Below are 13,150 nucleotides of genomic sequence, written 5' to 3'. Positions count from 1 at the left end.
TGAGAAGAGAGAAAAATGACTGACATCGCCACCGCGCCAGTCGAGGCCGACAAGGCTCCCGGTGTCGGGCGTATCGCCCGCGTCACCGGTCCTGTCGTCGACATCGAGTTCCCGCACGATGCCATCCCCGGCGTCTACAATGCGCTCAAGACGTCGATCACCATCGGTGACCAGCACGTCGACCTCGTCCTCGAGGTCGCACAGCACCTCGGCGACGACCTGGTCCGCGCCATTGCCCTGAAGCCGACCGACGGACTCGTCCGCGGCCAGGAGGTCACCGACACCGGAGCACCGATCTCGGTCCCGGTCGGAGACGTCACCAAGGGCAAGGTCTTCAACGTCACCGGCGACATCCTCAACGGTGCCCCCGGCGAGACGGTGGAGATCACCGAGCGCTGGCCGATCCACCGTCAGCCGCCGGCGTTCGACCAGCTCGAGTCGAAGACTCAGCTGTTTGAGACCGGTATCAAGGTCATCGACCTCCTCACGCCTTACGTTCAGGGTGGAAAGATCGGCCTCTTCGGCGGTGCGGGCGTCGGAAAGACCGTCCTCATCCAGGAGATGATCCAGCGCGTTGCGCAGGATCACGGTGGTGTCTCGGTCTTCGCCGGTGTCGGTGAGCGCACCCGTGAGGGCAACGACCTCATCATGGAAATGGAAGAGGCGGGCGTCTTCGACAAGACCGCCCTCGTCTTCGGCCAGATGGATGAGCCGCCGGGAACGCGTCTGCGCGTGGCCCTGTCGGCGCTGACGATGGCGGAGTACTTCCGCGACGTGCAGAAGCAAGACGTGTTGCTCTTCATCGACAACATCTTCCGCTTCACGCAGGCGGGCTCCGAGGTCTCCACGCTGCTCGGCCGTATGCCGTCGGCCGTTGGTTACCAGCCGAACCTCGCCGATGAGATGGGTGTGCTCCAGGAGCGCATCACCTCGACCCGCGGTCACTCGATCACCTCTCTGCAGGCGATCTACGTTCCTGCCGACGACTACACCGACCCGGCTCCGGCGACGACGTTCGCCCACCTCGACGCAACGACCGAGCTGTCGCGCGAAATCGCGTCGCAGGGTCTCTACCCGGCCGTCGACCCGCTGTCTTCGACAAGCCGCATTCTCGACCCGCGGTACCTGGGCGAGGACCACTACAACACGGCCATCCGCGTCAAGGCGATCCTTCAGAAGAACAAAGAGCTCCAGGAGATCATCGCGATCCTCGGTGTCGACGAGCTCTCCGAAGAAGACAAGATCACCGTTTCGCGTGCGCGCCGCATCCAGCAGTTCCTCTCGCAGAACACCTACATGGCGAAGAAGTTCACCGGTGTCGAGGGTTCGACCGTGCCGCTGAAAGACACGATCGAGTCGTTCACCGCCATCGCCAACGGCGAGTTCGACCACGTCGCAACGCAGGCATTCTTCAACGTCGGTTCCATTTCTGACGTCGAAGAGAAGTGGGCACAGATCCAGAAGGAGAACGGCTGATCATGGCCGCTCTCACAGTGAACGTCGTTTCGGCGGATCAGCAGATCTGGACGGGCGAAGCCGCGCAGGTCACGGCTCGCACCACCGAGGGTGAGATCGGTATCCTTCCGGGTCACGAGCCGGTTCTGGCGATCCTTGCTTCCGGGCAGGTTCGCGTCCGCCAGGCAAGTGGTGCCACTGTCGAGGCTACGGCCGAAGACGGGTTCCTCTCCGTGGAGAACGACACGGTCACGATCGTTGCCCGGAACGCCTCGCTGGTCTGATCGTTTCAACCCAGCCGTAAAAGCCCGGGCGGGCAGTGCGCTCTGCACTGCCCGCCCGGGCTTTCGTGTGTCCGCGGTCGGTCGCCCCGGCTCCTCACCCATGCCCATGTGATGTGCGACGACGAGTCGTCGCTTGCTTTCGAGATGCTGATGCCCCTCCTCTTTCTTCTGCCGCCGTCCGAGACGAAGCGCGACGGAGGATCACCCGACTCCGTTCTCGACTTCACAGCGCTGTCCTTTCCCGGTCTTGACCGGCAGCGGCGATCCGTCACGGCTGCGCTGCATCGCCTGAGCCGCGACCCCGAGGCGACCATGGCAGCTCTGAAGATCGGCCCCCGTCTCGCGGCCGAAGTCGAGCGCAACCGTCTCGTGAAGAAGTCACCCACCCTGCGGGCACTCGAGAGGTACACCGGCGTCGCTTACGATCCCATCGGGGCGTCGGAGCTTCCGCCGGAGGCATGGGCCTGGGCTGGCGAGCACCTCGCCATCCATTCCGCCCTTTTTGGCCTGGTGGGGGCGACCGACCCCATTCCGGCGTATCGCCTCTCTCATGACTCCCGCGTGCCGGGAGTTGCGCTGAAGGCCCATTGGTCACGCGCGGTTGCTCGGGTGCTGGCGGATGCCGGAAGACCGGTCATCGACCTCCGCAGCGAGGGCTACGCCGAGCTCGGCCCGGCACCCGCCGGCAGTGCCTTCGTTCGGATCGTGTCCGACGATGGCGGTCGGCGGCGCGCGCTCAACCATTTCAACAAGAAGACCAAGGGCGTGCTCGTTGCACGACTCCTGGCTTCGCGCCCTTCGCTCGAGTCGATCGAGGATTTCGTGGGGTGGGCACGAGATGACGGCATCGTCGTCGACACTTCGGGCGCTGAGCTCGAGATCGTGTCGGAGTCCGTCCTTCGCGGGTGACCAGTGGGATCCTCAGGGCCTTCTCCGAGAGAGCGCAACACTCGTGACGGTCGTGCCGGCGTGGGCACGGCGACCGGGCACGCGTCAGGCGAATGCCTCCTGCTCGTGTCGGAGCAGCCAGCGTTTCGTCTCGATGCCCTCGCCGGGTGTGTAGCCGGTGATTCGACCATCGGAACCCACGACACGGTGGCACGGGATGAGGATGGCGATGCGGTTGGCGCTGATGGCGCCGCCGACTGCACGGGCGCCGTTCTCACGGCCCACACGGTGGCCGAGCTCTCCGTAGCTGATGGTCTCACCGCACGCGACGCGGAGGAGTGCGCCCCAGACCTCGTCTTGAAACGGAGTGCCGATCTGTAGAAGCGGGAGGTCGAATCGATCTCGCCTTCCGGCGAAGTAGTCGTCGAACTGCCGACGCGCCTCGTCGTGGAGAGCGGTGGGGCACTCGTCGAGACCCTCTCCGGGGAGGACGCCGCCTCGGGCGATGTCGACGCGGATGATGCTGCCGGATCGGGTGTGGATGCCCAAGGCCCCAACGGGGGAGTCGTGGCGGACGAAGGAGGTGGGAAAGAGGCGTGTTTTCTGCATGGGGCGACGCTAGAAGGAAGCGCAGCAACCGCGGGGGCGCTTTCCACAGGCCTAACAAGGGGCGACGAAAGAGCCGGGAGAACCGGGACTGTCGACGATTGGTAGCGTGATCCCATCCGCCGACCGGCGGTCGATCGAGGAGGGCCCGTGGCGATGCTCAGCCCCCAGCGATTCCATCGCGTTCGGATCGGCTCCGAGGCGGTGGAGCTCACTGCCCCTGTAATAGTGGGTCGTCGTCCTTCTGCGCCCCGGGTGGTACGGGGAGTCACGCCGGTGCTGCTGACCGCTCCGTCGCCCCGGCGCGAAGTCTCGTCCACTCACGTCGAGATCAGGCAGGAGGGCAGCGCCGTCGTGGTCACCGACCTCCGCTCGACCAACGGAACGCGTGTGACCATTCCGGGGCGGCATCCGGTCGCTCTTCGGCAAGGCGAGTCGATCGTCGTGCTCGTCGGCACCACAATTGACATCGGAGACGGTAACCGTCTCGAGATCCTGCCCAGTACGCGCATCACTCCTCAGGAAGACTTCACTCCGTGACAGAGATCGGCCGCCCGACGACCGCCCACAGCATTCGCTTCGACGAGGGGTCGACCGTCGTGCTCGACTGGGCGGGCGCTACCGACGTCGGCAAGCGTCGCGCCCACAACGAAGACAGCTTCATCGCCCGGGCACCGCTCTTCGTGGTCGCCGACGGGATGGGCGGGCACAGCGCCGGCGACGTTGCGAGTGACGCGGTCGTCACCCGTCTCGATCAGGCCGCCGACGGTGACTTCTTCGACACCGAGGCCCTTGAAGAAGCCCTCCGCACAGCGACCGACGACATTGAGATCGCCGCCATCGGCACCGAGTTGGGTGTGGGCACCACGGTCACGGGAGCGATTCTCACGCAGGAGGGCGAGGGGGCGTTCTTCACCATCTTCAACGTCGGCGACTCGCGCGTCTACATGCTCGATTCCGGTGTACTCCGCCAGGTCACCGTTGATCACTCCGTGGTGCAGGAGATGGTCCAGGCGGGCATGCTGCACCCCGACGACGCCGAGAATCACCCCGACAGCAATGTGATCACCAAGGCGATCGGCTTCGGGGCGGAGCCGAGCCCCGACTACTGGAGAGTCCCTGCCCGGCCGGGGCTTCGGATCCTGGTCTGCTCCGACGGTCTCACCAAAGAGTTGAACCCGCGAGCGATCGCCACGCTGCTCGATGCGAACCCCGAGTCGAACGCGGCTGCTCAGGCTCTCGTCTCGGCGGCCGTCGAGGCGGGCGGGCGCGACAACGTGACGGCCGTGGTCGTCGACGTGCGCGGTGCCGAGCACCCGGGTGACATCGAGGCGACCGTTCCTACCGGACAGCTGCCCCGCAACTGATTCGCGGCGGCCCACGTCGGCTCTCAGTGCCCGGCACCCCCCGAAATGGGGTGTCCCCGGTTGTCCCCAGATGCACCCCCGAGACGAGAGGGGTGTCGGCGGCTCCGCTTACAATGACGGACATCGGCAATTCGTCGGGGCTTGCAGAGCATCAGCCCCGGGCGGAGACAACAGGGCGCACCCAACGCCCTGCGAATGCTGGTTCGCACGCACTCGAGGAGGGGGCGACATGGCACGACGACTCCCTTCTCAACCCCCGGTCCTTCCGGGTTTCTCGCACATGCACGTGCTCGGCTCGGGTGGTTTCGCCGATGTGTTCCTGTACGAGCAGAACATGCCGAGGCGTCAGGTCGCTGTCAAGGTCATGCTGAGCGAGGTCGTCAACGACCAGGTTCGTCAGATGTTCCAGGCCGAGGCCAATCTGATGGCGCAGCTGAGCGCTCACCCCTCCATCCTCACCGTCTACCAGGCGAGTGTGTCGGCCGATGGGCGTCCGTATCTCGTGATGGAGCTGTGCTCGTCGTCGCTGAGCGAGCGGTATCGGCGCGAGCGCATTCCCGTCGCTGACGTCCTCCGCATCGCCGTCAAAATCGGCAGCGCCCTCGAGACGGCCCATCGGCAGGGTGTTCTGCATCGCGATGTGAAGCCGTCGAACATCCTGATGACCGCCTACGGCCATCCTGTGCTCTCCGACTTCGGCATCGCCGCCTCGCTCGGTGAGAGCGAACCGAGTGAGGTCGTGGGTCTGTCGATCCCGTGGTCGGCCCCGGAGGTCTTGCGTGATGACAGCTCGGGCACGATCGCTTCGGAGGTCTGGTCGCTCGGCGCCACCGTGTACTCGCTTCTCGCCGGTCGCAGCCCGTTCGAGGTGATGGGGGGATCGAACACGTCGAGCGACCTCATGGCTCGAATCGAGAAGGGTCGATTCCAGGCGATCGGCCGAACAGACGTGCCGTCCGGGCTGGAGGCGACACTCGCGCGAGCGCTCTCGCACCGACCCGAGAACCGCCAGGGTTCGATTCTGGAGCTGATCCGGGAGTTCCAGCAGGTCGAATCCGAGATCGGAGTCGCCCAGACCTCGATCGAGGTGGCGGTCGACGATTGGGCGCTGGCCACCGTCGCCGATCTCGAAGACCGCACCCGGGTGCGCGGTTCCGAGACGCCGACCTCGGGCTCGTCGAATCGACGGCGACGTCGTCGACCCGCTGCCTCGTCGACGCCCGTTTCCCGCACGCTCGACACCGGGGCGCGCAACTCAAATGCCATTCCCCGGTCGACGGGCACGCGCCCGGCCGGGCCGGTACGGCGTCGCCAGTACCTGTGGTGGGGCGTCATCGCTGCGGCGGCCGTGCTCATCGCCCTCGGGGGCGTCGCCACGCTCTTCCTCGTGCGATCGACGTCGACCGACATTCCGCGGGTCAGCGACATCCAGGCGACGACAAAGGGATCGTCGATCGAATTCAGCTGGGCGGATCCGGGCATCCGGAGCGGCGACTCGTACCTCGTGACGCAGGGCACCGACTCGAGCACCCAAACCTCCTCGACGTTCCTCGCGCCCGTCGACTCCGGTCAACAGGTCTGCATCACGGTCACCGTCACCCGCGAGGGCAAACCCGGGCAGGTCAGCGCCGAGAAGTGCGCTTCGCCGGAGGAGACCGGGTGAGGCGGCTCCTCTCGTATCTGTCGACCCACCGATCGTTTACCGCGACCGGTCTGGGCGTGGTGCTTCTGGCGGCCGTGGCGGCCACCATCGGCCTGACGAGCCCCGGCTACCAGGCCCAAAAACTTAACCTCGACGATGGAACCGTCTGGGTGACGAACCAGTCGCTCTCGGCCGTCGGGCGGGCCAATCCCGGTGTGCTCGAGCTGAACTCGGCCGTCCGATCGAGTAGCTCCGACATCTCCGTGGTGCAAGATCCCCAGAATGTCCTGCTGGTGAACCGGAGCGACGCCACGGTCGGCGTGGTCGACACGGCCTCGGCCGAACTCGGTCAGACCGTGCCCCTTCCGCCCGACTCTCCCGACGTTCTCCTGGCGGGCGACACGGCGGTCGTTCTCTCGCAGAAGACCGGACAGTTCTGGACGACACCGGTCGACACTCTGGCCTCGTTCGACGCGCAGACCCAGGCCGAGCTCAGCCTCGGGTCGACCGTGACGACGGGCATGAGCCCCTCCGGCCGTCTCTCTGCCTACTCGGCCGATACCGGCGAGCTCTCCATCGTCTCGTCGGTCAACCGGTTCGGGGTCACCGACCGTGCGCGCCTGAGTCTGCCCAAGCGCGATGCTTTCCAGGTCGCGACCGTCGGATCCCACTGGGCGGTTCTCGACCGGACCACCAAGACGCTCGTGGTCGATGGTCGTGCGGTGGAGCTCTCGGGCGAGATAACAGGCCGGGCGACGCTGCAGCGATCGGCGGATGCCGGATCCTCGATCTTGGTAGCGGGCTCTTCGGGCCTCGTCTCGGTGTCGTTCGGCGGCACGGTGATGAACCGGGTCGCCGATCGATCGGGAACACCGGCACGACCGGTCGTCGTCGGCGGCTGTTCCTACGCCGCATGGACCGACGGCGCGTCGTGGACCGACTGCCCGGGCGCAGGGGCGACGGGCACGGGCGTGACCGAGCTGGCCTCGGTGCCGTCGTCGGCCGCGCTGGCCTTCGCCGTCACGGGTTCTCGGGTCGTGCTCAACGACACGGCCGGGGGACGGGCGTGGGCGATTCAGCGGGACGGCCAGCTCATCGACAACTGGGGCGACCTGATCGACGATCAGCGCGACCAGCAGAACGACGAAACACCCGTCACCGACGACAAAGAGAAGCTCGAGGTGCAGCAGAAGCCTCCCGTGGCGACTGCCGACGACCTCGGTGCCCGGGCTGGGCGGGCCACCCTGCTTCCGGTGCTTCTCAACGACTACGACCCCAACGGTGATCCGATCTCGATCGACTCGGTGACCGATCCCACGTCGGCAGGCGCGACAGTGCAGGTCGTGTCGAACCGGCAGCAGATCATGCTGACGCTCCCCGCGGGGGCGACCGGATCGGTGACGTTCGACTACACGATCTCGGACGGCCGCGGTGGCACCTCGACGGCGCTGGTGACGGTCGGAATCCACGGCGATGCCCTCAACGGCGCTCCCAAGCAGGTGCGGGCTCTCCGCGACGTCGTCTCGTCGTCGGGGCGGGTGACGGTCGACACTCTGGGATCGTTCGTCGACCCAGATGGCGATCCGTTCTACTTGACCGGCGCATCGGGTGGCGACGGGGGCACGGTCACGTTCAAGCCGACCGGCGAGGTCGTCTACCAGGATGCCGGCGACGGGCCGTCGACCCAAGAGATCGTGCTCTCGCTCTCGGACGGCCGCTCGACGGGCCGTGGCACCCTGCAGATCACCGTCGACGCCGCTGGCGCCACACCCCTCCGCGCCGAGTCGTTCTCCGTCCAGGCCGACGAGAACCGCACGACCACCATCAATCCGCTCCGCTATGCCTCCGGCGGTTCCGGCACGATCAAGCTGAACAGCGTCCCCGCAAAATCGGGCGTGACCATCACGCCGAGCTATTCGACGGGCACGTTCACCTTCGTCTCGGGCAACGTCGGCTCGCACCAGCTCGAGTACACGGTGACAGACGGTCAGAAGACCGCCACCGGCACGATCCGGGTCGACGTCCGCAGCCCTCCCGACCCGAACACGGCTCCGATCACGACACCGAAGACTGTCTTCGTGCAGACGCTCAGCTCGCAGTCGGTCGACATCACGGCGACCGACATCGACCCGGCGGGCAACGTGCTCATGGTCACGGCCGTCGACGCTCCGGCGTCCGCGTCGGGAGTCCAGGTGCAGACCCTCGAGCAGCGCTACCTCCGGATCACGCTGGCGCAGCCCATCGAGGCCCCCGTCTCGTTCACCTACACGGTCTCGAATGGGCTCGCGTCGTCGACGGGCACCGTCACCGTGGTCGAGATCCCGAAGCCGTCGCAACTCCAACCGCCGATCGCGACCAACGACCAGGTCACCGCCCGCGCCGGCCAAGCGGTCGACATCGACGTCCTCGCCAACGACGAGCAGCCCGACGGCGAAGACATCGTGCTCGAACCGAAACTCGTCTCGAACGTCTCGTCGGGAGGAGGGCTGCTGTTCGTGTCGGGGGAGCAGCTGCGGTACCTCGCACCCATCACACCAGGAAACTTCACGGCCGAGTATGCCGTCGACGGACCCGACGGTCAGAGGGCGACGGCTCAGGTCAGCATCTCGGTTCGCGAATCCGACCGCTCCACCAACCAGGCGCCGGTTCCGCAGACCGTGACGGCACGGGTCGTGGCGGGGCAGGCCGTCCGGGTGCAGGTGCCCCTCGACAACATCGACCCCGACGGCGACTCGGTTCAGCTGCTCGGCGTCGACTCGAACCCGCAGAAGGGCAGCGTGTCGAGCGTCGGAGCGGGCGACATCGAATACCAGGCGGGAAGCTACTCGGCTGGCACCGATACGTTCACGTACACGGTCGTCGACGGGCTCGGCGCTCGGGCGACCGGCACCGTGCGCATCGGCATCGCCCCGCGCGCCCAGGGATCGAAAGACCCGATCGCCGTGGCCGACGCGGTCACCATGCGGCCGGGCGGAAGCATTCTGGTGCGGGTCTTGGCCAACGACTCCGACCCCGATGGGCAGGCGCTGCGCGTCACGGCGGTTCGCCCGAACGACTCGTCCGTAAAGGCGACGATCCTCGCCGACGGCGTGGTGCGGGTCACTCCGCCCGCCAAGACGAACACCTACGGGCTCGTCTACACGGTGGCGAATGCCAGCGGGGGCAGCAGTTCGAACTTCATCACGGTCAAGGTCGACCCCCGGGCCGAGCTCAACTACCCCGAAGCGGCCGACAGTGTGCTCACGCTCAAAGACGTGCTGGGCCGCACGACAGTCGACGTCGATGTGCTCGCGAACGTGTTCTTCGCCGACGGCAGCGTCTCGAGCCTCGGCCTGCGCCTCGTCGACGGGTACGGAGACACGGCGAGGGTTCTTTCCAACAAAAGGATCCGGGTCACCGTCACCGCCCGCAGCCAGATCATCCCCTTCGCCGTCTCTCATCCCGATGACTCGCGCATCACGACCTACGCGTTCATCCGCGTGCCGGGCTCCGACGAGACGCTCCCTCAGATCGACGAGACGGCGCCCGGGCTCTCCGTGGTCAGCGGCGCCACCCTCGACATCGACCTCAACGACCACGTCGTGGCCACGGGATCCAACGGCGTCCGGGTCACCGACAGCAGCACAGTTCGGGCGACGCACTCCGATGGAGCGAAGCTCGTTGTCGGCCCGAGTCGGCTTCGATTCACCTCGGCCGCTGGCTTCTTCGGTCAGGCGTCGATCTCGTTCCAGGTCACCGACGGCACCTCGGCCGACGACCCGAACGGCCACGTCGCGACGCTCGTGCTGCCCATCACGGTCACTGCCAGGCAGAATCAGCCGCCGGTCTTCCAGGCCTCATCGATCGATCTCGAGCCGGGTGAGTCCCGGACGCTCGACCTCCGACGTCTCACCACCTACAACTACCCGAACGACCTCGGGCAGCTCCGCTACGCCCTCACCACGTCGAGCGTGCCCGGATTCCGGGTGGAGCTGACCGGCTCGAACCTCACCGTCTCGGCGACCTCGAGCGCCGCCACTGGCGACACGGGCCGGATCGGCGTCACCGTACGAGACCGCACGTCGGCTCCGCAGGCCGGCTCCGTCTCGATGACCGTCGTCCGTTCGACGAGGCCGTTGGCGATCGCCGCCGCCGACACCGCGATCGTCAAGCGCGGTTCGACAACGGTCGTCGACGTCCTTGCCAACGATCGGGCCGCGAACCCGTTCCCGGGTCAGGCGCTGCGCGTGATCGCGATCCGCGGCCTCGGCGGGAGCTCTCTGCCGAAGGGGGTGTCGGTGAAGCCTTCCGCCGACAAGAGCCGCCTGACCGTCACGGTGTCCGCGTCAGCGAGGCCGACCAACTCGAACCTGCAGTACCAGATCGCTGACGTCACCGGAGATCCGTCCCGCTACGTCTGGGGCAACGTGACGATCTCGGTGCAGGACGTCCCCGACGCACCGGCGGCACCTACGCGCTCGGGTACCTTCGTGGGCGGCGAACTGACACTCGCCTACCAGGCGTCGGTGGCCAACAACTCCGCCATCACGTCGTACCGGCTCACGGGCACCTCGGGCTCGGCGACCTACGTCAAAGACTGTGGAACCTCCACCCTCTGCACGCTCACCGACCTCGAGCCCGGCGTGCGCTATCAGTTCTCCGTTCAGGCGATCAACGCCGTCGGAGCGTCGCAACCGAGTGCCCTGAGCTCCGCCTACAGCGCCGACTTCGTCCCCTCGGCCCCCACCGGGGTAACAGTCACGCCGTCGTCGACGACTCCGGGTGCGCTCGTGATCGCGTGGAATGCCGTGCCGAAACCGGCCCGAGGCACGTCTGTCGCCAGCTACGTGGTCGAGATCGCCGGCGACGGTGCCCCCGGATCGCAGACCGTACCCGCTTCGTCGTCCTCGACCACGATCGGCGGGCTCACCCCGGGTGCGCAGTATTCGGTGCAGGTGTACGCCAAGAACGCTGCGGAGGTCGATAGCTCCGACGACTGGGCTCGCAGCGGCGCGGTCACGGGTTCACCCGTGGGCACGCCCGCGCCGGTCACCGGCATCACCGCGTCGAGCGACCGAAACGGCGCGATCACGGTGAGCTGGACGGCCGCGGGGAGCAACGGGGGTAGCGCCGTGAACTACGTGGTGGGGCGCGATGCCGCCGGATCCTCGACCCCCGCGTGCAGTGCCACCAGCAAGCCCGGCGCGATATCGGGTTCGCTGCAGGCGACGTCGTACGTCGACTCCAACGCGTCGGACGGCAAGTCGTACACGTACTTCGTCTACGCCGACAACGGCTACTTCTGCTCGGCGGCGAAGTCGGACGGCGTGCAGAGCCTGGCGGCTCCGGGGCAGGCCTCGGCGTCTATCGCCGTAGCGCCCAGCACGACCTCGGTCTTGTCCGATGTCACAGTCGGCGATCTGTCTGTCGCCAGCGGCACGGCCGTGCTTTACCAGGTGCGGAGCTCGGGCGTCTGGACGACCGTGCAGCGCGGAGACCAGCTGACCAGCTCTCAAGATCGAAGTGTGTACGGGTCGCCTCAGACCTATACCGTTCGCGGCTGCCGCGATGCCGCTGCGACAGTGTGCGGGCCCGCCGGAACGAGCAATTCGGCCACACCCGTCAGCACCGATGTCGGAGCGACCTACACGGGGCCGACAGACCTCACTCTCACCGGCAGCTACGCGTTCAACTACGACCCGGCTGCGAACCCCGGCTACAGCAAGCTCGAATTCCGCTGTGTCGGCGGCGACTGGCAGGATGCGGTGAGCGGCGCGAACTCCTGCACGGTCGACGGAGGGGGTCTTCTTGCGCCGAGCCTCGATATCAGAGTGACCGCCAACGGGCAGACTTACGAGCACACGTTCTCCGACCCGGCCACACCGTAAGCCCTAGCGCCGCGATCGTCACCCACACCAAAGGAACCCCCCGAGCATGAGCATGACGCCTGAGCAGGCCACCTGGTTCGCCGATATCTTCGCGCGCCTCGTCGGCAACGTCGACAAGGTGCTGCTCGGCAAGTCGTTCGTGATCAAGCTGTCGTTCACGGCCCTTCTGAGCGAAGGCCATCTTCTGCTCGAAGACTTCCCCGGCACGGGCAAGACGTCACTCGCCCGAGCCGTCGCGCAGACCGTGCAGAGCGAGAGCTCCAGGATCCAGTTCACCCCCGACCTCCTGCCCGGCGACATCACCGGCGTCAGCATCTACGACCAGAAGACGAGCGAGTTCGAGTTCCACCGCGGACCGATCTTCGCGAACATCGTGCTCGCCGATGAGATCAACCGGGCGAGCCCGAAGACCCAGTCCGCGCTTCTCGAAGTCATGGAGGAGTCGCGCGTCACGGTCGACGGGGTGACGCACGAGGTGGGGTCGCCGTTCATGGTGATCGCCACCCAGAACCCCATCGAACAGGCGGGCACCTACCGCCTGCCCGAGGCGCAGCTCGACCGGTTCCTGATGAAGACCTCCATCGGGTATCCCGACCATGCGGCCACCCTGCGGATCCTCGAAGACTCCGCGGTTCGCGTGCACGAGGGCAGCCTGTCGCCAATCGTCGAAGCGGGAGTCATCGGCGAGATGTCTCGCCTCGCGCGAACGGTGCACGTCGATCCGGTCGTCGCCGACTACGTCGCCCGGATCGTCGAGGGCACTCGAACGGCTCCCGAAGTGCGCCTCGGTGTGAGCGTCCGCGGCGCTCTGGCCCTCGTGCGTGTCGCCAAGACGTACGCGGCGTCGACCGGTCGGCACTACGTGACGCCCGACGACGTCAAGCTGCTCGCCGAGCCCGTTCTCGCCCACCGGATCGTGCTCGATCCCGAAGCGGAGTTCGACGGAGTCACCGCGAGCAGCGTCATCAGCCAGCTGCTGATCGAGATTGCGCCGCCCGCCGAGAGGGTCTCCGCGTGACCTGTGCGGCGGCGTACGCGTGA

General features: G+C 66.9%; 9 protein-coding genes. 8 read left to right on the top strand and 1 reads right to left on the bottom strand.

The window, feature by feature from the left end:
* The first annotated feature begins 15 nt into the window (after positions 1-15).
* From atpD to VH571_RS07925, 3 genes are all read left to right on the top strand, one after another.
* Positions 16-1,476 carry a F0F1 ATP synthase subunit beta gene (gene atpD, locus VH571_RS07935; protein WP_055958535.1) on the top strand — a complete coding sequence of 487 codons (1,461 nt, stop codon included), beginning with the start codon at positions 16-18 and terminating at the stop codon, positions 1,474-1,476.
* Between the two features lie 2 nt (positions 1,477-1,478).
* Positions 1,479-1,739 (top strand): F0F1 ATP synthase subunit epsilon, encoded by a 261-nt coding sequence (locus tag VH571_RS07930; protein WP_055958533.1) that lies wholly within the window; start codon positions 1,479-1,481, stop codon positions 1,737-1,739.
* Positions 1,740-1,850: 111 nt separating this feature from the next.
* Entirely contained in the window at positions 1,851-2,648 is a 798-nt protein-coding gene (locus VH571_RS07925; protein WP_423264059.1) for a YaaA family protein, read from the top strand.
* A gap of 84 nt (positions 2,649-2,732) precedes the next feature.
* Here VH571_RS07925 and VH571_RS07920 read toward each other — a convergent pair whose 3' ends face one another.
* Positions 2,733-3,236, bottom strand: a complete 504-nt coding sequence (locus VH571_RS07920; protein ID WP_194604223.1) for a methylated-DNA--[protein]-cysteine S-methyltransferase — start codon at positions 3,234-3,236, stop codon at positions 2,733-2,735.
* A 153-nt stretch (positions 3,237-3,389) separates the two neighbouring features.
* On the opposite strand from VH571_RS07920, the gene VH571_RS07915 reads away from it, so the two are divergent.
* From VH571_RS07915 to VH571_RS07895, 5 genes are all read left to right on the top strand, one after another.
* Positions 3,390-3,773: an FHA domain-containing protein gene (locus tag VH571_RS07915; RefSeq protein WP_123944915.1), complete on the top strand. Its 384-nt coding sequence runs from the start codon at positions 3,390-3,392 to the stop codon at positions 3,771-3,773.
* Complete coding sequence (locus tag VH571_RS07910) at positions 3,770-4,600, top strand: PP2C family protein-serine/threonine phosphatase (RefSeq protein WP_423264058.1); 831 nt, start codon at positions 3,770-3,772, stop codon at positions 4,598-4,600. Before VH571_RS07915 ends, VH571_RS07910 begins: the two co-directional genes overlap by 4 nt.
* A gap of 229 nt (positions 4,601-4,829) precedes the next feature.
* A complete protein-coding gene (locus VH571_RS07905; RefSeq protein WP_423264057.1) occupies positions 4,830-6,263 on the top strand; it encodes a serine/threonine-protein kinase in 1,434 nt (477 codons plus the stop codon).
* Positions 6,260-12,109: an Ig-like domain-containing protein gene (locus VH571_RS07900; protein ID WP_423264055.1), complete on the top strand. Its 5,850-nt coding sequence runs from the start codon at positions 6,260-6,262 to the stop codon at positions 12,107-12,109. The genes VH571_RS07905 and VH571_RS07900 overlap by 4 nt, the downstream gene beginning before the upstream one ends.
* Positions 12,110-12,155: 46 nt before the next feature.
* Positions 12,156-13,127 carry an AAA family ATPase gene (locus VH571_RS07895; protein ID WP_194604234.1) on the top strand — a complete coding sequence of 324 codons (972 nt, stop codon included), beginning with the start codon at positions 12,156-12,158 and terminating at the stop codon, positions 13,125-13,127.
* The last annotated feature ends 23 nt before the right edge of the window (positions 13,128-13,150 follow it).

It is taken from the genome of Frondihabitans sp. 4ASC-45, from assembly GCF_049472575.1.
Classification (GTDB): Bacteria; Actinomycetota; Actinomycetes; order Actinomycetales; family Microbacteriaceae; genus Frondihabitans.
Note: the sequence above shows the minus strand (reverse complement) of the source record. Positions and strands in the feature narration are given on the sequence as shown.

Bases quoted from the DNA above. Each gene is read 5' to 3' on its own strand.
- VH571_RS07925 (WP_423264059.1), top strand. From the start codon at position 1,851: ATGTGCGACGACGAGTCGTCGCTTGCTTTCGAGATGCTGATGCCCCTC.
- VH571_RS07920 (WP_194604223.1), bottom strand. From the start codon at position 3,236: ATGCAGAAAACACGCCTCTTTCCCACCTCCTTCGTCCGCCACGACTCC.
- VH571_RS07905 (WP_423264057.1), top strand. From the start codon at position 4,830: ATGGCACGACGACTCCCTTCTCAACCCCCGGTCCTTCCGGGTTTCTCG.
- VH571_RS07915 (WP_123944915.1), top strand. From the start codon at position 3,390: ATGCTCAGCCCCCAGCGATTCCATCGCGTTCGGATCGGCTCCGAGGCG.
- VH571_RS07930 (WP_055958533.1), top strand. From the start codon at position 1,479: ATGGCCGCTCTCACAGTGAACGTCGTTTCGGCGGATCAGCAGATCTGG.
- VH571_RS07895 (WP_194604234.1), top strand. From the start codon at position 12,156: ATGAGCATGACGCCTGAGCAGGCCACCTGGTTCGCCGATATCTTCGCG.
- atpD (WP_055958535.1), top strand. From the start codon at position 16: ATGACTGACATCGCCACCGCGCCAGTCGAGGCCGACAAGGCTCCCGGT.